This is a genomic window from Streptomyces sp. NBC_01317 (assembly GCF_035961655.1).
GTDB lineage: Bacteria > Actinomycetota > Actinomycetes > Streptomycetales > Streptomycetaceae > Streptomyces.
In genome coordinates this window covers 4,008,533-4,028,206 of record NZ_CP108393.1, presented here as the reverse complement: position 1 = coordinate 4,028,206, position 19,674 = coordinate 4,008,533, and the positions used below count along the sequence as shown (strand labels likewise).

At 71.6% G+C, this 19,674-nt stretch carries 15 protein-coding genes; 8 read left to right on the top strand and 7 right to left on the bottom strand.

Going from position 1 to position 19,674, the window contains the following annotated elements:
• The first annotated feature begins 9 nt into the window (after window positions 1-9).
• From OG349_RS17140 to OG349_RS17120, 5 genes are all read left to right on the top strand, one after another.
• Entirely contained in the window at window positions 10-1,080 is a 1,071-nt protein-coding gene (locus tag OG349_RS17140; RefSeq protein ID WP_327235439.1) for an ABC transporter permease, read from the top strand.
• Window positions 1,077-1,988 (top strand): ABC transporter permease, encoded by a 912-nt coding sequence (locus tag OG349_RS17135; RefSeq protein WP_327235438.1) that lies wholly within the window; start codon window positions 1,077-1,079, stop codon window positions 1,986-1,988. Before OG349_RS17140 ends, OG349_RS17135 begins: the two co-directional genes overlap by 4 nt.
• The gene (locus OG349_RS17130) at window positions 1,985-2,806 is read left to right on the top strand and encodes an ABC transporter ATP-binding protein (RefSeq protein WP_327235437.1); all 822 of its coding nucleotides are present in this window, start codon (window positions 1,985-1,987) and stop codon (window positions 2,804-2,806) included. The genes OG349_RS17135 and OG349_RS17130 overlap by 4 nt, the downstream gene beginning before the upstream one ends.
• Window positions 2,803-3,786: an ABC transporter ATP-binding protein gene (locus OG349_RS17125; RefSeq protein WP_327235436.1), complete on the top strand. Its 984-nt coding sequence runs from the start codon at window positions 2,803-2,805 to the stop codon at window positions 3,784-3,786. The genes OG349_RS17130 and OG349_RS17125 overlap by 4 nt, the downstream gene beginning before the upstream one ends.
• Window positions 3,787-3,869: 83 nt before the next feature.
• A complete protein-coding gene (locus tag OG349_RS17120) occupies window positions 3,870-4,325 on the top strand; it encodes a nuclear transport factor 2 family protein (protein ID WP_327235435.1) in 456 nt (151 codons plus the stop codon).
• A gap of 3 nt (window positions 4,326-4,328) precedes the next feature.
• On the opposite strand, the gene OG349_RS17115 is transcribed toward OG349_RS17120, so the two are convergent.
• From OG349_RS17115 to OG349_RS17105, 3 genes are read right to left on the bottom strand one after another with little or no spacing between them, the layout of a single operon-like run.
• Entirely contained in the window at window positions 4,329-5,183 is an 855-nt protein-coding gene (locus tag OG349_RS17115) for a heme ABC transporter ATP-binding protein (RefSeq protein ID WP_327235434.1), read from the bottom strand.
• The gene (locus OG349_RS17110) at window positions 5,180-6,271 is read right to left on the bottom strand and encodes a FecCD family ABC transporter permease (protein ID WP_327235433.1); all 1,092 of its coding nucleotides are present in this window, start codon (window positions 6,269-6,271) and stop codon (window positions 5,180-5,182) included. The genes OG349_RS17115 and OG349_RS17110 overlap by 4 nt, the downstream gene beginning before the upstream one ends.
• 26 nt (window positions 6,272-6,297) lie before the next feature.
• Window positions 6,298-7,380: a heme/hemin ABC transporter substrate-binding protein gene (locus OG349_RS17105; RefSeq protein WP_442806265.1), complete on the bottom strand. Its 1,083-nt coding sequence runs from the start codon at window positions 7,378-7,380 to the stop codon at window positions 6,298-6,300.
• Window positions 7,381-7,494: 114 nt separating this feature from the next.
• Here OG349_RS17105 and OG349_RS17100 point away from each other — a divergent pair, with 114 nt between their 5' ends.
• The 3 genes from OG349_RS17100 to OG349_RS17090 all read left to right on the top strand — a co-directional run bounded on the left by OG349_RS17100 (window position 7,495) and on the right by OG349_RS17090 (window position 11,703).
• Window positions 7,495-8,979, top strand: coding sequence for an HtaA domain-containing protein (locus OG349_RS17100; protein ID WP_327235431.1), 1,485 nt, complete (start codon window positions 7,495-7,497; stop codon window positions 8,977-8,979).
• A 171-nt stretch (window positions 8,980-9,150) separates the two neighbouring features.
• The gene (locus OG349_RS17095; RefSeq protein WP_327235430.1) at window positions 9,151-10,686 is read left to right on the top strand and encodes an HtaA domain-containing protein; all 1,536 of its coding nucleotides are present in this window, start codon (window positions 9,151-9,153) and stop codon (window positions 10,684-10,686) included.
• Window positions 10,687-10,869: 183 nt separating this feature from the next.
• The gene (locus OG349_RS17090) at window positions 10,870-11,703 is read left to right on the top strand and encodes a hypothetical protein (RefSeq protein ID WP_327235429.1); all 834 of its coding nucleotides are present in this window, start codon (window positions 10,870-10,872) and stop codon (window positions 11,701-11,703) included.
• A 111-nt stretch (window positions 11,704-11,814) separates the two neighbouring features.
• Here the strand turns inward: OG349_RS17090 and OG349_RS17085 are convergent, their stop codons facing one another.
• The 4 genes from OG349_RS17085 to OG349_RS17070 all read right to left on the bottom strand — a co-directional run bounded on the left by OG349_RS17085 (window position 11,815) and on the right by OG349_RS17070 (window position 19,516).
• Complete coding sequence (locus OG349_RS17085; RefSeq protein WP_327235428.1) at window positions 11,815-14,388, bottom strand: FG-GAP repeat domain-containing protein; 2,574 nt, start codon at window positions 14,386-14,388, stop codon at window positions 11,815-11,817.
• 100 nt (window positions 14,389-14,488) lie between these two features.
• On the bottom strand, window positions 14,489-14,992 hold the full coding sequence (locus OG349_RS17080) for a hypothetical protein (protein ID WP_327235427.1): 504 nt from the start codon (window positions 14,990-14,992) through the stop codon (window positions 14,489-14,491).
• A 104-nt stretch (window positions 14,993-15,096) separates the two neighbouring features.
• On the bottom strand, window positions 15,097-15,738 hold the full coding sequence (locus OG349_RS17075) for a response regulator transcription factor (protein WP_327235426.1): 642 nt from the start codon (window positions 15,736-15,738) through the stop codon (window positions 15,097-15,099).
• A 118-nt stretch (window positions 15,739-15,856) separates the two neighbouring features.
• A complete protein-coding gene (locus tag OG349_RS17070; RefSeq protein ID WP_327235425.1) occupies window positions 15,857-19,516 on the bottom strand; it encodes an AAA family ATPase in 3,660 nt (1,219 codons plus the stop codon).
• Window positions 19,517-19,674: the final 158 nt, after the last annotated feature.

The window sequence follows — 19,674 nt, the reverse complement described above, 5'->3', positions numbered from 1 at the left end:
GTGAGTCGCGTGAGTCGCGTGCGCGGAGGCAACGGCAAAGGCGGGCGGCTGCTCGCCCGCCACCCGCTCGCCCGCTTCCTCCTCCGCCGGACCGCGACCGCCGTCCTGCTGGCCTTCGGCGTGACGCTGGTCACATTCATCCTCACCAACCTGGTGCCGGGCGATCCGGCGGCGGCGGCCCTCGGGCAGCGGGCGGTCGGCGATCCGGCGATCGTCGCGCAGTTCCGGCACCACTACGGCCTCGACAAGCCGCTGCCGCTCCAGTACGTCACGTACCTCGGCCATCTGTTCCAGGGCGACCTGGGCGAGTCCCAGCAGAGCCACCAGTCGGTGCTGACGGACCTGAGCACCGCCGTGCCGGCGACCTTGGAGCTGGCCGGGGCCGCGATTGTCGTGTCGCTGGTCGTGGGGGTGGCGTTCGGGGTGATCGCGGCGCTGCGCCGGGACCGGTTCACCGACCAGCTCCTGCGGGTCGTGAGCCTGCTGGGGGTGTCGGTGCCGACGTTCTGGCTGGCGCTGCTGGCCTTCTACGTCTTCTTCTACCGGCTCGGCATCGCACCGGGCAGCGGCCGTATCGCTCCCGATCTGATCGCTCCACCGCACGTCACGGGCCTGTACACGGTCGACGCCGCGCTCGCCGGGCAGTGGCAGGTGTTCTGGAGCGCGGCGGGGCACCTGGTGCTCCCGGCGCTGGTGCTGACCGCGTACACCGTCGGCCTGCTGACCAGATTCACCCGCTCCGCCGTGCTCGAAGTGCTGGGGCAGGACTACATCAGGGCGGCGCGCGCGAAGGGACTGCCCGGGCGGACGGTGCTGTTCCAGTACGTGCTCCGGGCGGCGCTCGTCCCGGTGATCACGGTCGCGGGGCTGGCCTTCGGCGCGCTGCTGTCGGGCACCGTACTGGTCGAGTCGATCTTCGCCTGGCCGGGGCTGGGGGCGTACGCGTACCGCAGCGCGACGACGCTCGACCTGCCGGCCGTGATGGGTGTCGGGCTGGTCGTCGGCATCGTGTATCTGACCGTCAACCTCGCCGTGGACGTGCTGTACGGCGTGATCGATCCGAGGGTGAGGGTGCAGTGAACGGGAAGTGGTCGAGGGGGTCTGCCGCGACGGGCGGCCCCGGGCGGTTCAACCCGCTGCGGCGCCTGCCCCGCGCCTGGCGCAGGCCGCTCGCCGTCATCGGCGGTGTGGTCAGCGGCCTCTGGCTGGTGATCGTGCTGGCCGCGCCGCTGCTCGCCCCGCACGACCCGCTCGCGCAGGACCTGCCCCGGCTGGCCGGGCCGGGGGCCGGACACTGGTTCGGTACGGACGAGCTGGGCCGGGACGTACTGAGCCGCGTGCTCTACGGCGCCCGCGTCTCGATCCCCCTCGCGCTGCTGCTGGTCACCCTGTCGCTGCTGATCGGTGGCGTCCTCGGGGCCTGCGCCGGGTTCTTCGGGCGGTGGGTGGACGAGACCGTGATGCGGATCGCGGACCTGGTGTTCGCCTTCCCGACCGTCATCCTCGCGATGGTGGTCGCCGCCGCGCTCGGCGCCAGCCTCCAGAACGCGGTACTCGCCGTCCTCGTCGTCGCCTGGCCCTCGTACGCCCGGGTCACCCGCGGTCTGGTGATGGGCCTGCGCTCACGCGAATTCGTGCTCAGCGGGCGGCTGTTGGGCTTCTCCGCCTGGCGGTCCCTGCGCGTGGACGTCCTGCCCAACGTCCTCGGACCGCTGCTGGTGCTGGCCACCCTCGACATCGGTACGGCGACGCTGCTGCTGTCCGGGCTGTCCTTCCTCGGCCTGGGCGCGAAGCCGCCGACCGCCGAGTGGGGGGCGATGGTCGCGGCGGGGACGCAGCAGTTCGACAAGTGGTGGATCGGGGTCTTCCCCGGCCTGGCGATCCTGACCGTCGTCCTCGCCTTCAACTTCCTGGGCGACGCACTGCGGGACGCGCTCGACCCGGGTACGGCGCGCACGCTCGGCGCGGAGAAGGAGCGTGTGGCGTGAGTACGGACAACGCTGCGGGCAGCGCGCCCGCCGACGTACTGAAGATCACCGGCCTCACCGTCGACCTCCCCGCCGGGAACGGCCCCCGCCGCATCCTGCACGGCGTCGACCTCGCGCTGCGCCCCGGCCGCATCCACGGACTGGCCGGCGAGAGCGGTTCCGGCAAGACCATGACCGGCCTGGCCGTTCTCGGACTGCTGCCGAACGGCGCCCGTACCACCGGCAGCGTCCAGCTGGACGGCACCGATCTCCTGACCCTGCCGCCCCGCGGGCTGGGCGAACTGCGCGGCCGGGCGATGAGCATGGTGTTCCAGGACCCGTCCACCAGCCTGCACCCGATGCTCAGCATCGGACACCAGATGACCGACCACCTGCGCCACCACCTCAAGCTCGACAAGAAGGCGGCCCGCGCCAGGGCCGCCGACCTGCTGGGCCAGGTGCGTATCCCCAACCCGCAGGAAGCGTTGGGGAGTTACCCGCACCAGTTCTCCGGCGGGATGCGCCAGCGCATCGCCATCGCCATCGCGCTGGCCTGCGAACCCAAGGTGCTGATCGCCGACGAGCCGACCACCGCGCTCGACGTCACCGTGCAGGCCGGGGTGCTACGGCTCCTGCGCGGCCTGTGCGACGACCTCGGCCTCGCCGTACTCCTCGTCACCCACGACCTCGGTGTGATGTCGGCGATCGCCGACGAGGTCAGTGTGATGCGGTACGGGCGGGTTGTCGAGACCGGTCCGCGTGGCCGCGTCCTCACCGCACCGCGCCACGACTACACCCGTACGCTCCTGGACGCGCTCCCCGGAAGGAGCACCCCATGACCTCTCTCCCGACCCCGCACCTGACCCCGGTCCCGACCGCCGGCCCGGCGCCCCTCCTCAGCATCGACGACCTCGTCGTCCAGTACCGCCGCCCCGGCGCGGAGCCGACCCGGGCGGTCGCCGGGGTCAGCCTGGAGGTGCGGGCCGGTGAAGTCGTGGGGCTGGTGGGCGAGTCGGGGTGCGGCAAGTCCACCCTGGCCCGCGCGGTCTGCGGGCTCACAGCGGCCAAGGAGGGCACGATCGCGTTCGACGGAACACCGGTGACGCCACTCCGCGTGCGGCGTCGCGACCCCGAACTGACGCGCGTGCAAATGGTGTTCCAGGACCCGTACGGATCCCTCAACCCCCGCCGCCGGGTGGGTACGCAGATAGCCGACGGCATCCGTACGGCGGCCGGGCGCGGCGAGGGCCCCGACGGAGCGAGGCCGGAGGACTTCCTGACCCGGGTCGGCCTGTCGGCCGCCGACGCGGGGCGCTATCCGCAGGAGTTCTCCGGCGGCCAGCGGCAGCGCATCGCCATCGCCCGCGCGCTCGCGGCCCGCCCCCGGCTGCTGGTCGGCGACGAGCCGATCTCGGCGCTGGACGCCTCCGCGCAGTCCCAAGTGGCGGCGCTGATGCGGTCGTTGGCCGTGGAGTCGGGGGCGGGGCTGCTGTTCATCAGCCACGACCTGTCCGTCGTACGGCTGATCGCGGACCGCATCGCGGTGATGTACCTGGGGCGGATCGTGGAGACCGGCCCCACCGCCGAGGTCTGGGCGAACCCCCGGCACCCGTACACGCGGGCGCTGTTGGCGGCGATCCCCCAGCCCGACGGCGCGGGCAGGCTCCCCGCCGAACTCCCCGGCGACGTACCGGACCCGGCCGCGCCCCCGAGCGGCTGCCGCTTCCACCCCCGCTGCCCGCTCGCCTTCGAGGGCTGCGACCGCGAGGACCCGCGCCTGATCGCGGGGGTCGCGTGCCGCCTGTATCCGGCGGCCTGACCTCAGCCAAAAGCACTTCGCCGACCCAGTCCCCCCTCCCCGTTCCCCCCTCCCCGTTCCCCCTGCCACAGAAGGACTTCACCATGCCCGCCTCCGCGTCCCACCCCGAGCCGAGCGCACCCAGAAGCGCACGGCCCGGCGGCGCACCCCCGGACCTCGTGGCGGTGTGGGCGGTGATCACGGACATGTACGAGAGCTACACGGCGGGCGACCGCGCGCGTATCGACTCCTACCTGGACCCCGAGGCCACCATCTGGGACTCGGCGACATCCGAACTCCTCCTGGGAAAGGCGGAGTTGGACCGAGTCCGCGACACCCGGCCGACGTCCGACGAAGGCCCCGCCGAGTCCGGACTGACGGCGTACGGACAGGTGATCGACATCTTCGGAGACCTGGCGGTGGCCCGCTACTGGCTCCGGGTCGACTTCCACACGGCCCCCTCGGTACAGGCACGCAACACGGCGGTCCTGCGACGCACCCGCCCCGGGGGCCCGTGGCTGATCGTGCACCTGCACGAGGACATCGACGGCACGCCGTAGCGATCAGGGTGTGGGGGGTCGAGCGGGGCGTTTGGGGAGGACGAGAGGGGTGCCCGTGCGGGGGTGGGGGAGTACCTCTACCGGTTGGCGGTAGACGTGGGTCAGTAGGGCCTCCTCGAAGACCTGGTCCGGTGGGCCTTCGGCCGCTGTGCGGCCGTCCTGGAGTACGGCGGCGCGGTCCGCGTAGGCCGCTGCCAGGCCCAGGTCGTGGAGGACGATCACGACCGCGTCGCCGGCCGTCGCGCGGGTGCGGCAGATGCGTAGCACCAGCTCCTGGTGGCGCAGGTCGAGGGCCGCCGTCGGTTCGTCCAGGAGCAGGAGTGGGGTCCGCTGGGCCAGTACGCGGGCCAGCGCCACCCGTGCCCGTTCGCCGCCCGACAGTGTGGAGACGACACGGTCCGCGAACGGCGTCACCTCGGTCGCCGCCATCGCCTCCGCGACCACCGCGTCGTCCTCGTCCGCCCGCGCGGTGCCCGACCAGGGCGCCCGGCCCATCCGTACGACCTCCTCGACCGTGAACGGGAAGGCCAGCACAGCGGTTTGGGGGAGGACGGACCGGCGCAGGGCCAGTTCGGGGGCGGACCAGGCGCGGGCGTCGCGGCCACAGATCCGTACCTCACCCGCGGCGGGGGCGAGATCCGCCGCGAGCGCGGCCAACAGCGTTGACTTGCCCGCCCCGTTGGGACCGACCAGGGCCAGCACCTCGCCCGCGCGGGAGGTGAGGTCGATCCCGGTCAGTACGTCTCGGCTGCCCCGGCTCACCCGCAGGTTGCGAGTTTCGGCGACGGTGGCCCCCGTGTTGTTGCGGTCGGGGAGGACGCGCTCGCGGGTGGTGAACCCTGGGAACAGGTATCTCATGCCCAGCCTCCCTGCTTGCGGCGCGTCCGGCGCAGCAGCCAGAAGAAGAACGGGCTGCCGAAGAGCGCGGTCAGCACCCCGAGGGGGAGTTCGGCGGGTTCGGCGACGGTACGGGCCGTCAGGTCGCCCGCCAGCAGGACCACCGCCCCGCCCAGCGCGCTGCCCCCGATCAGGAAGCGGTGGCCGGGGCCCGCCGCCATGCGCAGCAGGTGCGGAACGACCAGGCCGACAAAGCCGATGATCCCGGACACCGAGACGGCCGCCGCCGTCAGCAGCGCGATGACCAGGACCAGGACCATCCGCAGCCGCTCGACGTCCACCCCCAGGTGGCGGGCGGGTCGTTCGCCGAGTGCGAGCAGGTCCAACTTGCGTGCGTACGAAGGGGCGGCGGCGAGACCGATGACCGCGCACGGCAACACGGCGAGGACCTTGGGCCAGGTGGCCTGGGCGAGCGAGCCGAGTTGCCAGAAGGTGATCTGGTTGATGGCGGCGGTGTCCGCGAAGAAGATGAACAGGCCGATCAGCGCGCCCGCGAAGGCGTTCACCGCGATGCCGGTGAGGATCAGTGTCACCACTTCGCTGCGCCCGTCCGACCGCGACAGCGCGTACACGAGCAGGACCGTCGCCAGGCCGGCGACGAAGGCTGCCACCGGGACCGTCCACGTGCCGAGGAAGTCCAGCCCGAGCGAGATGCAGCCGACCGCGCCGACCGCCGCGCCGGAGGAGATGCCGATGACGCCGGGCTCGGCGAGCGGGTTGCCGAAGACGCCCTGCATCAGCGCGCCCGCGCAGCCCAGCGACGCGCCCACGAGGAGGGCCAGGACGATGCGCGGGAAGCGGACGTTCCAGAGGACGGACTCGCCCACCCGGTCCAACTCCGCTCCTCCCAGGCCGATTCGGTGTCGGAGGGAGCCGATCACCTCGCCGGTGGAGAGGTCGTAGGCGCCGAGCCGGGCGGAGGTGAGGACGAGGAGGACGAGTACGGCTGCCAGGCCGGCGGTGAGGAGCCAGGCGGTGGTGGGGGTGTGGCGGGTGGGGAGAGGGGGAGGTGGCTCCTTGGGTGCGGTGGCCCGCTTCGTGGCCGGCATTGTCCCGCTGGGTCTGTCGAGTGTGGTCACTTCGCGGCGTCTTTCCCGTACAACTGCTCCACCAGCGACCGCAGCACCTGGTCGGTGCGCGGCCCGTAGTTGAGCAGGACGCCGTCGTCGATCGACACGATCCGGCGGTCCATCCCGGCGGGCGTCTGCGCCACGCCGGGCAGTTCGACCAGTCCGTCCACCCCGCCGACCGACTCAAGTCCCTTGCTCATGACGAGGATCGCGTCCGGCGCGGCCTGGGCCAGCGCCTCGGTGGTGATCGTGGTGAAGTCCTTCTCCAGCCCGCTGTCGGCCCCCGCGTCGAGCGCCCCGGCCGCCTCGATCAACGGGGTGGCTCCCGATCCCTTGCCGCCGATCAGATACACCGACGCGGAGCCGCGTACATAGAGGAACGCGACGCGCGGGCGGTCGTGCTTCGCGGGGATGTCCTTCTGTACGGCGGCGATCCGCTCCTCCGAGCGTGTGGTCAACTCCCGCCCGGCCGCGGCGACACCGAGGGTGTCGGCGACCGCCCCGATACGTGTGCCGACATCGGCCAGGCTCTTGGCGCCCTCGATCGTGACGAGCGGGATGCCCGCGTCGCGGATCTGGCCGATGGCCTCGGCGGGGCCGGTGGTGGTCTCGGCGAGGACGAGGTCGGGTCTGAGGGACAGCACACTCTCGGCGGACACGTCATGGCCACGGGTCACCACGGGCAGTTGGCCGGCCTGCTCGAAGGTGGCGGTGATGTCGCGGGCGACCACATGGTCGCCGAGCCCGAGTGTGAAGACGATCTCGCTGAGGCTGCCGGACAGCGGGACGATCCGGTCGGACTTCCGCACCGTGACCTTCCGGCCGTCGGCGGAGGTGACGGTGACGGGCAGGTCGGGGGCGGGGGTGTCCGGGAGCGGTTCGAGGCGGTCCGCGACGGCCGCGTTCTTTTCGGCCTGGTCAGCGGCCTGTTCGGGGGCTTGTTCGGCGGCCCGGGTCGAGCCCCCCGTACCCACGCCGTTGGCACGGCCACCGCCACCGCCACCGTCCCCGCCGCACGCGGTCGCGGTGAAGGCGAGGGTGAGTGTGAGCGCGGATACCACTGCACCGCCCACCAGTCGTGTGCGCACGAGCGGCACCGTCCTGTCGTCCCGTTGTCGTCTGTTCGGTGGGGGTTCCCATCGAGCCCTCGCGTATCTTAGGTTAGCCTTACCTAACCCGCTAGGGGCCCGGAGGGATTCCTCATGCCATCGTCCAGACGTACGCACGCCTTCGGCGTCGTACTCCTCGCACTCCTCACGGCCCTTTCCGCGGCCCTGCTCCCCGCCACCACCGCGCATGCCGCGAGCCGTACGGTGCAGGGCGGGCGGCTCGACTGGGGCATCAAGTCCTCCTTCCAGTCGTACGTCACCGGCCCGATCGCGCAGGGCAGTTACTCCCTCGGGGGTGGCGCGGCCACGGTCGGCGGCGGTCGGTTCCGCTTCCACTCGGCCACCGGGTCGTACGACTCCGACTCCGGCGCGTTCACCGCCGGCTTCTCGGGTTCGGTCCACTTCCTCGGACACCGGCAGAGCAACGGCACGTACCAGCTCGACATGACGATCAGCCGCCCGACCGTCCGGATCTCCGGCGGCGGGGGCATTTTGTACGTCGACATCGCGAGCAAGGCCAAGGGGAGCGGCACGGTCTCGACCTCCTCGCAGGTCGCCTTCGCCTCGCTGGCGCTCGGTGGGATCAACATGAGGGGCGGCGGGAACGTCGTACAACTCACCAACATCCCCGCCACACTGACCGCCCAGGGCGCGCGATCCTTCGCCGGCTACTACACGGCGGGCACCGCCCTCGACCCGGTCAGCCTGTCGGCGGATGTCAAGGCGCCGGCGGCGGGGGCGGCGCAGCCTTCTGGCAGCGAAAAGGCGGCCGGATCGGCGGCCGAGTCGAAGAATCCGCCGAAGAAGCCGACGAAGAAGCCGGCCGGAAAACCGGCGAAGAACGCCCCGGGCGCGATCGAGGACGGGGCCGTCGACTGGGGCGTACGCCGTACCTTCCGCGAGTACGTCACCGGCGAGATCGCCCACGGCGGGTGGAAGCTCTCCGGCGGCGCCCAGGACGGCGGGGCCCTCTTCCGCTTCCCCCGGGGAGAGGGGACGTACGACAAGAAGAAGCAGACCCTGGACGCCGACTTCGCGGGGACGATCCGCTTCACCGGCGCGCAGGGCCTCGACCTCGCCCTCGACGGTGTCGCTGTGCGCGTCGAGGACGGCGAGGGCACGCTGAGCGCGGATGTCACCGGCGGCGGTACGACCACGCCGGACGTTCCCCTGGTCACTTTCGCGGCGAAGCAACTCAAGGCCGGGAAAGGCCTGGTGACGCTCACCGAGGCGCCGGCGAAGCTCACGGCGGAGGGCGCGAGGGCCTTCAACTCCATGTACCGGGTGGGTACGGAGATGGACCCGGTCTCGCTCTCCGTCGCTCTGGATTCTGCCGCCGAGCTCCCGGCCCTGCCCGATCTGGGCAGCGGGGCGGATGCCACGCCTCGGCCGGAGATGAGCGGGAGCGGGAGTCCGGGGCCCGGGAAGAGCGCGAGGCCCGGGGCGGAGGCGACGGCGGACGCGTCGAACGTCCCCGTCCTGCCGCTCGGTATCGCGGCGGGTGTGCTGCTGGCGGCGGGGGCCGCCCTCGGGGTCGTACGAAGGCGGCGTGCGCGGCTGACCGACGAGGCGGGCTGACCGAGACCACACCGACTGAGACCACACCGACGGAGACCCCACCGGCCACGTCACACCGACCCCATCACCTCGGCCACGTCACACCGAATGACTCCCACCGAACGACTCGCACCGAACAAGACCAACTCACCCCCTGACATCACCACCACCTTCCCGAGGAGATCGCCTCCCATGGCCACCCGTAGACCCATCGCCTTCGCCGCCGCTGTCGCCACCGCTGTCACCCTCGGCGCCGCCGCCCTGCTGGCCACACCCGCGTCCGCCGCCGGCACACCGCTCGATGGTTACGAACTGACCTGGGGCATCAAGGCGTCGTACCGCGCGTACGTGACCGGTATGGCCGCCGGCACCTTCACCGCCGCGTCCGGCGCCACGCAGGCCGCCGACAACGGCGCCTTCACCTTCACCGGCGGCACCGGTACGTACGACTCCACCACCCACGCGGTCGCGCTCGGCTTCGACGGTGCGGTGACGGCCCGTTCCACGGCGCACGGCTTCGAAGTGACGCTGTCCGACGTCAAGTTCGACAGCGGTACGTCCGAGGTCACCGCCGACGTCACGCGGGCCGGCAAGACCGACGACGACGTGGCCCTCGCGAAGGTCACGGTCAACCGCGCCATGACCGACATGGCCACCACGCTCACCAAGGGCGCGGCCGACGCGCTCGGCAGCGGGAGTTACGAAGGCGCGGCGGGTGACCCGCTGACGGTGGTCGAGAAGGAGCCGGAGACTCCGACCCCGACGCCGACTCCGACCCCCACTCCCACGCCGACTCCCACGCCCACGCCCACCCCGACCCCGACTCCCACCCCCACGCCGACCCCCACCCCCACCCCCACGCCCACTCCCACCGAGGCGCCCGACCAGGGTGACATCGCCGACGGCCAACTCGGCTGGGGCGTAAAGGAATCCTTCCGCTCGTACGTCGTGGACGGGGCCGCGAAGGGCAGGATCAGCGCCGCCGACGGTGCCTCGCAGGCATCCGGCAACGGCGCCTTCACCTTCACGGACGGCACAGGCGAGTACGACCTCGACGCCGACACCCTGGCCGCCTCCTTCGCCGGCTCGGTCACGTTCAAGGGCCACGAGTCGGGCGGCGCGTACGGCCTCGACCTGACCCTGAGCGGCCTGCGGGTGGAAATCGACGGGGGAACCGGCACGCTCTCCGCCGACGTCGACAGCCTCGGCAAGACGTCCGAGGACGTGGTCCTCGCCGACCTCAAGGCCACCCCGTCCGCCCTGACGGCCACCGACGACGTGATCTCGCTCGACGACGTCGCGGCCACCCTCACCAGCGCCGGCGCGAAAGCCTTCGGCGGCTTCTACACCGCGGGTACGGCACTGGACCCGGTGGACCTGGACGTCACCCTCAGCGACGCGGCCGAGCTGCCCGGTGACCCGGGCGAATCGGGTACGGGCGGGTCGGGCACAGGCGGAAACTCCGACACCGGGGGAACCACGGGTACGACGGATACGACGGATACGACCGGAGGCACAACCGGCGGCACGACAGGAGCTACGACTGCCGGTGGCACCACGGGATCCACCCCCCTCGGCTCCGGCAACCTCGCCTCCACCGGCGCCGACATCCCGACCTGGTTCCTGGGCACGGCCTCCGCCCTGACCGTGGCGGCGGGCGCGGCCATGGTCGTCGTATCGTCCCGCCGCCGCTCGGCGACGGAGAGCCATCAGACGTACCAGGCGTAACAGCGTCCGCCGCACGCCGGTGCCGTACCACCCACGCGTGGTAGGGCACCGGCGTACGAGGGCTCACCGCTCCTCCTGCTCGGGCCCCGGCCGATTGCCAGCAGTCCTTCAGCTCGGGCAAAGCGTCCTGACAGGAACGTTCGCGAGGCTCTCCGTAGTCGACCGAGCAAGAGGAGCGGCACCATGAACGACGACAACGAGCAGAGCGGCCATTCGACGGACGAGTCGGGCCAGGTCACCACACCCGTGGCAGCGCGCGGGCCATGGGCACGGCGGCTGCTGTCGAAGAAGAGCGGCGGATTGGTCGTGGCCGCCGGACTGACCTGCGCGGTGGCGGGACTCACCGGAGCCGGTACGTCCTCGGCGGCGGGCTCCACGTCGTCACCCAGCGTAACGGCGAGCGAAACATCCGCCACATCCACCCCCACCCCCACCGCCACCCCCACGCCCAAGCCCAGCGGCCCCGCCGGCGGCGGACCCGTGGCCGACCCGGCCCCCGGGGGAGCGACCGGCATCGTCGACACCGTCTCCACGTCGGGCTTCACCTTCTCGACGGCGACGGGCGTGAAGGTGACCGTCGACAAGGGATCCACCACGACGTACGAGAAGGGCACCCACCGCACCTCCGCGCGCGCGGTGAGGAAGGGCACGAGCGTCCTCGTCCTGGGTACGGTCGACAGCGCGACCATCACGGCCACGAAGGTCGTCGTACAACCGGGCGGCGACGGCGGAGCCGCGGCGGCCAAGGCCGCGGGGGTGATCCCCTTCCAGAAGGGCACCCCGTCACCGGACAAGTCGGTCGGCCAGATCCCGGACTACACCGAGGGCGAGGGCACGATCGTCAGCGGCAAGGCGGCGGACAACGCCACGAAGGCCGCCCAGGCCGTCGTCCCCGGAGGCATCAACGACCGCGTGGTGAAGCTGAGCAACGGCGAGTACGAGGTCCACAACATCAGCGTCAACTGGCCGCACCACGTCTTCGTCAGCAAGGACTACAAGGTCCTCGGCTACGAATAAGCCGAACGGGCCGCCGCCAGGTACCCCCCACCACAGCGAGGGGGCCAGGAGACCTCTCAGTCTCCTGGCCCCCTCGCTGTGCTGGGGACTCCAACGGCTACAACCTGACCGCTAGGAAAGCGACTTGTAGCCGCTCCAGCCCGTCGCGATTTTCGTGCGCGCTCCGAACGAGCCCTTTCCGTCACCGTAGTTGCGCCACAGCACACCCGACGTGTCGCGGGAGACGAGATCGGCCTTGCCGTCGCGGTTGAGGTCGCCGGTGCCGACGATCACGTTGTACGAGCCGCCCCAGTTGGTGAAGACCTTGACGCGGGCCGCGAAGGTGCCGTTGCCCTTGCCCGCGTACCTGTAGAGGTTGTTGGACTTGTCCTGGGCGATCAGGTCGGCCTTGCCGTCGCCGTTGAGGTCGCCGGTGCCGACGATCTTCTTGTACGTCTTCCAGTTGTCGTAGAGCTTCACGCGGGCGGACAGCTTGCCCGCGCTGGTGCCCTTGTAGAGGTAGACCGTCCCGGAGGAGGTGTTGCGGGCGATCAGGTCGGGGAGGCCGTCGCCGCTGATGTCGCCGGGTGAGGTGAGGACGTCGTACTGCGTCCAGCCGCTCGTCCCGAGCGTCGTGTACGACGTCGTCGGCTTGACCACGGTGGTGCAGCCCGGCTTGTAGAGGCGCAGGGCCCCGCTGCTGAGGCGGACGAGGACGTCGTTGCACCGGTCGCCGCTCAGGTCACCGAACGGGATCGCCTTGATGGTGGTGGCCCACCCCGTGCCCGTGAGCTTGTCGCCGAACTTACCGGCTCCGGTTCCGAGTTGGTACGTCAGGCCGCCCGAGGAGTTGAGTGTGAGGACGTCTCCGACACCGTCCGGCTGGCCCTCGATGCTGTTGAAGTCGTGGCGCGTTGTCGCACCTCCGTACATCGATCCCGTGCCGGTGGCCACGGTGGCCGCCGACGTGGTGCCGAGGCCGGTCGCCTTGAGGGTCCAGGTGAAGCGCCCGTTGGGGAAGTAACTCCCGTTGGCCGCCTTGCCGTTCCAGGACGTCTCCAGCCACGCCGACGCGGCGCCGCCGGTGATCGTACGGGTGGCCTTGCCGCTCTCGCCGCTCCCGACCGAGGTGAAGGCCAGGGACCAGGAGGTGACCGGCCGGGACAGCAGCCAACTGCCGTTCCAGGTCTTGGAGTCGGTGTCCGTCGACTTCGCCCAGACGATGTCGTCGACCGTCGTGTTGTAGGTGGTCGGTACGGACGGGGTCACCCCGGTCGTGGCCACGTGCGTCTGCTCGTACGCGTCGAACCAGGCGACCAGGCCCGTGTATTCGTCCACCGTCCACCGGTGGCGCCGGTCGGTGGCCGGTCCTGAGCCCGCCCGGCCCGCCTGCGCCAGCCCGGAGGCGATCACGCGGGTGGCGCCGGTGGCCGCTTCGGTCAGGACGAGTTCGTCCGTGGTGTGGTTGTGCCGTACAGCGAATCCGTCGCCGAGCAGGACGTCACCCGGCTGGGTGGCGACCGACGTCCCGGCCTTGGTGTCGTACAGGCCCGCCGAGGTGGTCCCACAGGCCCAGTACACCCAGCGCCCCGCCGCCTGGAGCTCCGTCGGTACGCAGCCGGCGCCGGGCATCTTGACCGTGGTGAGCGTCTTCTTCTCGGTGAGGCTGTACGAGGTGATCGTGCCGGCGGCCGTGGTGGCGCTCCAGAGGGTGGAGCCGTTGAGGGCGGCGGCGCGGATCGTGCGCTTGAGCTGCTGACCCTGGCCGAACTCGCCGACGTACTGCATGGGTGTGGTGCCGCCGGAGTTGTAGACCGCGTAGTTGTCGGAGACGTCGACGATGACGCCGCCCCCGGTCTTGAACTCCAGGACACTGTCGGATGTCTGATCACCCATGGCGACGAGCTTGTCCGCTTTCTCCAGACCGCTCGCGTCGTCGCCGTCGACGTCGCTGAACGTGACGAGGTGGACGTCCTCGGGAAGGGAGCCGCTGTTGCCCCACAGCGGCGTGCAGTTGACGCCGGGGAACGGGCACGCCGGACTGATCGTGTCGCCCACCGTGGCCGGAGCGGCGGACAGTGTGGTGCTGCCGTTCGTGGTCAGTTTCCGGACCGAGGTGGTGGTGGCGCTGCGGCTGAGGTCGTCCTCCGCGACCCGCAGGCTGCCCCGGCTGAGCGCGACGCCGACCTTGGCGTTCTCCGTCGCCGGGACCGCGCGTACCTTCGTCAACTCCAGCGATCCGTCGGCCGCTTGGCCGACCCGCTGTATCCACCAGTCGGTGGGTCCGGTGCCGCCCGCGACCAAGGCGTTGCCGCCCGGGCCGCCGATCGCGTACTCGCCGGCGGAATCGAGAAGCGTGCGCGAAGATCCGTCGGTGAGGGACACCGCCGTGATCGCGCTGCCGGTCGTCGCGTTGGTGGGCACCAGCAGCCAGTCGTCGAGCAGGACCGGGTCGCCGGCGAGGGAGCCGAACTCCGGCACGTCGAAGACCTGTTCGTCGGCGGCGGGGTCGGTACGGGGCTTGAGGTGGAGGCTGCCGAAGTCGGTGTCGTACCAGCCGATCCACCTCTCGCTCTGAACGAACTCCACGGAGGACGAGTTGGTGGCGACACCGGTGAACGCCAGGGTGCTGACAGCCGACTTGAGGTCGATCGAGAGCAGGGCGGAGCGGTCCTTGACCAGCACTCCGGAGGCGTCCGCCGCCACGATCGCCTTGTCCGGGATGGTGAACGAGTCCCCGGTGACGAGCCGTTCGCGCCGCTCGCCGTCTACGGTGTCGATCAGTGTGCGGCCGGTGACGACGGTGTCACCCGCCAGCGCCCGGTAGTAGTAGTCGGACGTGACGGTCGACAGCGTGCGTGTCGCCGGGTCCCAGAGCGTGACGGACTTTGTCGCTCAGGGCCGACGGCAGGGCGACCACGTCGCTGTCCGCGCCGTACCAGGCCGTACGGCAGGCGGAGTCGACCTCCGTACAGCTCTGACCGGGGACGTAGACGCCGGTCGTGTTCTCGACGGTGACGGTCGCGCCGTGCGCGTAGTCCGTCCAGAGCAGTCCGTCGACCCCGCTCTGCCGGTGCAGGAACCCGGTCGTACCGGCGCTGAGCAGCCGGTCGACACGGGGGCGCTCCGAGTTCGGGTGGGTGAGCGTGATCTGTGTGGTGGCGGCGGCCGCGGTGGTGGCCCCGGCCGTGGCCCCCTGGGCGGAATCGGCGCCCCCGGAGGAAACGGTGACGGCCGCGGCCGCGATCGCGACCGCGAGCGAAGAGACGGCGGCGGTAAGACCGCCCCGTCTCAGGGCGTGTCTGCCCACGTGATGTCCCTCCTCGCGAGGGTCTTCGCCCTCGCACAAGTGAGCGGAGATTACCAGTGGGGTGGGGTGTGGGTTGGGTGTGGGGTGGGTGTGGGCCGGGGGACTCAGATGAGACCGGTTCGTATGGCGTACGAGACGGCGTGGGCGCGGTTGCGCAGGTGCAGCCGCTTCATCAGGCCGTACAGGATGTATTTGACGGTGCGTTCGGAGTACGAGAGTTTCGTCGCGATGTCGCACAGCTCCTCGCCCTCGGCGACGAGGCGCAATACGTCCACTTCACGGGGGCTGACCCCGGATGCCGTCAGACCTCGTGGGGACAGAACTTCCCTTTGGGTCCAGCGGACTTGCTCCATCAGCGTGCCCTGGAGCGTGGGCGGGAGGCTGCCGCCGCCCTCCGTGATGGTGAGCAGGGTCTGGATGAAGGTCGCCGGGCTGAAGGAGTCGCGCCACAGGACGGCCCTGACCCCGCGGTCGATCGCGGCCGAGACATCCGCCTGCCACTGCTTTCCCACGACCATGACGAAACGTGCTTCCGGCTTGTCGCAGAGGCTGCTCAGCAGGTCGAGGGAGGAGGCGGCGGCGACGTCCACGGCGACGACGATGACGTCGGCCTCCCGGATCTTGTCCGGTGGTACCTCACGGGTGCGGCGGTCGCTCTGAAGGTAGCTGACCAGCCCCGCGCGGACGATCGCGTCGGGTGAGTGGATCGCCACACGCACGGTCTCGGTGAGTACCTGTTGAGGCATGTGCCCTCTCCATCTGGGACTCAAGTGGTTCATGCGCTTCAGGAGGCCGATCGTGCCATGTGTGGTTGCGCGGATCTGATGCCGCGAGCCCCTGTTCCGTCAAGGGCAGGGAAATCTGTCACGAGAGGGGCGTCGGCGGCGGTGGCGGGCCGGCGCCGAGTACGGCCGTCACGACCTCCGTGCGCGAGCGCATGCCGGTACGGGCGAACAGCCGGGACAGACGGTTCGCGACCGCGTCCTCGCTCAGCCGCAGTACGGCGGCGATCCGGCGGTTGGTGAGGCCCTCGGCCAGCAGGGTGGCGAGCAGGTGGTCGTTCTCCGCCGTGGCCTGCTTGCGGCCGGGCACGGCCAGCCCGGTCTCGCGCATCGCGGTCCTGGTGTGGAAGCGCCACAGGGCGGCACCGGTCTCGCCGAACAGTTCGTACGCCTCGTGCAGCGGGGCCACCGGGCCCGTGTTCTCGTGCGCGGCGGCGGTGAGGGTCACCGCCGTCTCGAACAACTGACCACGTTCACGGGCCAGTTCGACGGCTTCGAGGAGACGACTGCGGGCGTCGTGGGGGTCGGGCCGCAGGACGCGGACGTACGTCAGCAGATACAGCAGCCGGGTCCGGCCGCTGCTCGTCTGTCCGCCGTCCGTCTGTCCGCTGTCCGTCCGTCCGGCGAGCCGCTCCAGCCGCGCCAGGCAGGCGAGCGCCTGACGGGTGCGCCCCGCCTCCGCGTGCACCTCGGCGAGGGAGGCCCACAACTCGTCGGTGCCGTAGACGGATCCGTGGGCGTCCGCCGCGCCGAGCCCGCGCCGCAGGACGTGCTCGGCGCGGGCGGGATCGCCGAGGGTGCGGAGGATTTCGGCGTCGGTGTGGTCCAGGACGTGTTCGAGGGGGCCGTGCGGGGGGTGGTGGGGCGGAGCGTCGGCGGGATCGTCCGACTGGTCGGCGGCCTGCTGGTCGATCTGCCCGCGTGTGCCGCCGATCTGCCCCCGTGTGCTGCTGATCAGGCGGCTCGCGCTGGTGATACGACCCCTCGCCAGGAGGACGGCGGCGGTGCGGGCGGGGAGCAGGTGGTGCCCGGGGACCACGTTCAGTACGCCGCCGTCGACCAGCGGACGGCGTGCCAGGGTGAGTGCCTCGTCCCACCGGCCCTGGAGGTGCAGCAGGAGGAACCGGCTTCCGGCGGGCAGCAGTTCGGGCGTCAGCTCCTGGTCGGCCAGCAGGGCCGTGGCCGCTCGCAGGTCGCCGGTGCCGAGCAGCACGTCGAGTTGGGCGATGACCATCGCGAACACCTTGCTGCGGGGCAGGTCCGATGCCTCGGTCTGGGTCAGTGCGCGGGTGAACCGTTCCGGTCGGCCCAGTACGAACTCCGCGACTCTGCCGAACAGTTCGAGCAACGCGCGGCTGTCGGGGGTCGCCCGCCACACCGGTTCGCTCCGGGAGAGCAGGGTCAGGGCCTCCCGCCACTTCTCCAACTGCCAGAGCGCCTGGATACGGCCCGACACGGTGGCTATCGCGGGCAGCGGCAGTGCGTCCCACCAGGACGCGTCCCCCATGCGGGACAGCGCCGGCCAGTCCTTGTCGGCGGCTGTCGCCGCCACCAGCAGGGTGGCCGCTTCGTAGAGGGCCAGTGGGCCGAGCCCTTCGGCCGGGGCGGACACGACCCATTCGGCCGCCCGCCGGGCCGTGGGGTAGTCACCGCTGCCGTGGGCGGCCTGCCCGTACCGCAGCACTGTCAGGCTGCGGGCGGTCGGCTCCTCGATGAGGCGTACGGCCCCCAGGTACCACCGGAGCATGCCCCGGCGGTCGAGGTCGGGGTAGAGGGCACGGGCGGCGGCTGTCAGCTCGGCGACGGCACGTTCGGGGTCGACCAGGTTCCCGGCTTCGGCGATCCGGTCGGGGAGGTAGGTGGTGGCGTCGGCCTCGGGGAGGAGGGTGGGGGAGGGCGCCGGTGCGGAAGCGGGTGCGGGTGCGGATGCGCGTACGGGTGCTGGTTCTGGTGCCTTCGGCGCGTGTGTCGGCGCGGGGGCTGAGACTGCTCTGCCCGCCACTGCTCCGCCTGCCCACAGCGCCTCCACCGCGACGGCGGACAGGCGGCCGCGCTCCAGAGGCCCCAGACGTTCCCGTACGGCGTGTGCCACGAGCGGCACGCGGAACGTCCACCCTCGGAGCGGGGCGCCGTCCTGTCCGGGCAGTTCGTCCAGGATGCCCTCGTCCACCAGAGAGCGGACGCTCCGGCCGACCGCCTCGGCGGACAGACCGGTGGCCGCTGCCAGCAACTCCGCCGCAGGCCGGCCGAGCGGCCACAGGACGCTCAGTCCGGCGGCCACGGTCCAACAGGGCTCGCCGAGCGACCGCAGGGCCACGACGTACCTGTTGTCGTCCGGCAGCACCGGCGCCGGCGTTCCGACACCGAGGAAGGCGTGCCCGTCGGCCATACGTATCGCACCCTGCCCCGCCCACGCGACGAGCAGGGCGTCGACGGCCCCGGGTATTCCACGACTCAGCCGGCGGACCCGCCGTACCAGAGCGGCATCGGGCACGGCCCGCAACCGCTGCGCGACGAGGGCGGTGATGTCCTCCGCACCGAGGCGCGGCAGAACGATGGTGTGGGCGACGGGGTTACGGGCCAGCTGTTGCATGGCCGGGTCGGGCGGGGTGGGGAGGCTGGCGGGGGAGGTTGGGCCGGCGGGCGGGACGTGGTCGGCGGGGGAGGCGGGGCCGGTCCGGGGGGACGCGGTGGTTCCGGGGTTCCCGAAGGCTCCGGTGGTTTCGGTGGACGTGGCGGACGCGGCAGACGCGGCGGTTCCGGTGGCGGCGGACGTGGTGGTCGCGAAGCTTGGGCCTGCCGGGAGGAAACCGGAGGCTCCGGCGGACGCGCCGGACCCGGTCCCGGGGTACGGGGCGGATCCGGTGGACGTGTGAGGCCCGGTGCCTGGTGTGGCCGGGGAAGAGGGTTCGACCGGCGAAGATCCGGACGCCCGGGAGTGCCTGCGGGTGTCGGCGGGCGCCGTGGGCCCGCCCGGCTGGGTGGTCGGGGAGGCCGGCCCGGCCGAGGAGGGGCCGGGAGGCGCGGGAGGTCTTGAGGATTCGGCGGACGTGAGGGCGCCCGCGTTCCCGGCGGCGCCCGCAGCCCCGGCGGCTTCGGCAGCCCCCACAGTCCCCGTATCCGCCCTGGCCGCCCTCGCGAACGCGTTGACCTCGGGCGTACCGTCCGGCCCCCCGTTGTGGACCGCCGTGACCACCAACCGGGCGCCGGACGACAGCCCGCCGAAGTCCAAATCACCGAGCAGCGCCAGGGATTCGGTGTCGGCGTGCTGCGCGTCCTCGACCATCACGACCGTGGGCGTCGGCTGCGCCAGAGCGGTGGCGAGCGCCTCCGCCATCGCCGTACCGTCGCCCTCTCGCACTGCGGACAGCGCCCCGGGCAACGTCTCTCCGGACGGCTTGTGGGCCGGTCGGCGTTTTGCGGCCGCCGCCCGGTGGTCCTCCAGCGCCATGACCATTCTCAGAGCGAGAAGCAGAGGACGCCCGCCGTCACCTGGAACGCACTCCACCGGCAGGACCGCGACCCCTTCGGCGCGCAGCCGCTCGCCGGCCTCCCGTACGAACGCGGTCCGCCCGACGCCCCGTTCCCCCCGGACCAGCACCAGGCGCGGTCCGTTCGGGTCGCGGAGGACGGCGTCGATCTCGGCCGACTCGGCCTCCCGGCCGAGCAGACGCTCGCCCGCCCCGTGGAAACGTACGGCCGAGCCGCCGAAGACCAACTCGGTGTCTGTCCGAGCAGCCACAGATTCCGCCATATCTTTCATGTCTTCGATCAGCATGCGTATTTGGTGGGCGGGGTGCCCGCTTCGGACCGCTCGGACCGCCCCGTCCCGGACCCACCCGGCGGATTACGGAACCGGCCCACCACACCCCACGGACCGACCCTGGTAGCACGCTTGCC

Excerpts from the sequence above, each read along its gene's own strand:
- OG349_RS17125 (WP_327235436.1), top strand. The coding sequence starts at position 2,803 with ATGACCTCTCTCCCGACCCCGCACCTGACCCCGGTCCCGACCGCCGGC.
- OG349_RS17120 (WP_327235435.1), top strand. The coding sequence starts at position 3,870 with ATGCCCGCCTCCGCGTCCCACCCCGAGCCGAGCGCACCCAGAAGCGCA.
- OG349_RS17115 (WP_327235434.1), bottom strand. The coding sequence starts at position 5,183 with ATGAGATACCTGTTCCCAGGGTTCACCACCCGCGAGCGCGTCCTCCCC.
- OG349_RS17110 (WP_327235433.1), bottom strand. The coding sequence starts at position 6,271 with ATGCCGGCCACGAAGCGGGCCACCGCACCCAAGGAGCCACCTCCCCCT.
- OG349_RS17100 (WP_327235431.1), top strand. The coding sequence starts at position 7,495 with ATGCCATCGTCCAGACGTACGCACGCCTTCGGCGTCGTACTCCTCGCA.
- OG349_RS17095 (WP_327235430.1), top strand. The coding sequence starts at position 9,151 with ATGGCCACCCGTAGACCCATCGCCTTCGCCGCCGCTGTCGCCACCGCT.
- OG349_RS17090 (WP_327235429.1), top strand. The coding sequence starts at position 10,870 with ATGAACGACGACAACGAGCAGAGCGGCCATTCGACGGACGAGTCGGGC.
- OG349_RS17075 (WP_327235426.1), bottom strand. The coding sequence starts at position 15,738 with ATGCCTCAACAGGTACTCACCGAGACCGTGCGTGTGGCGATCCACTCA.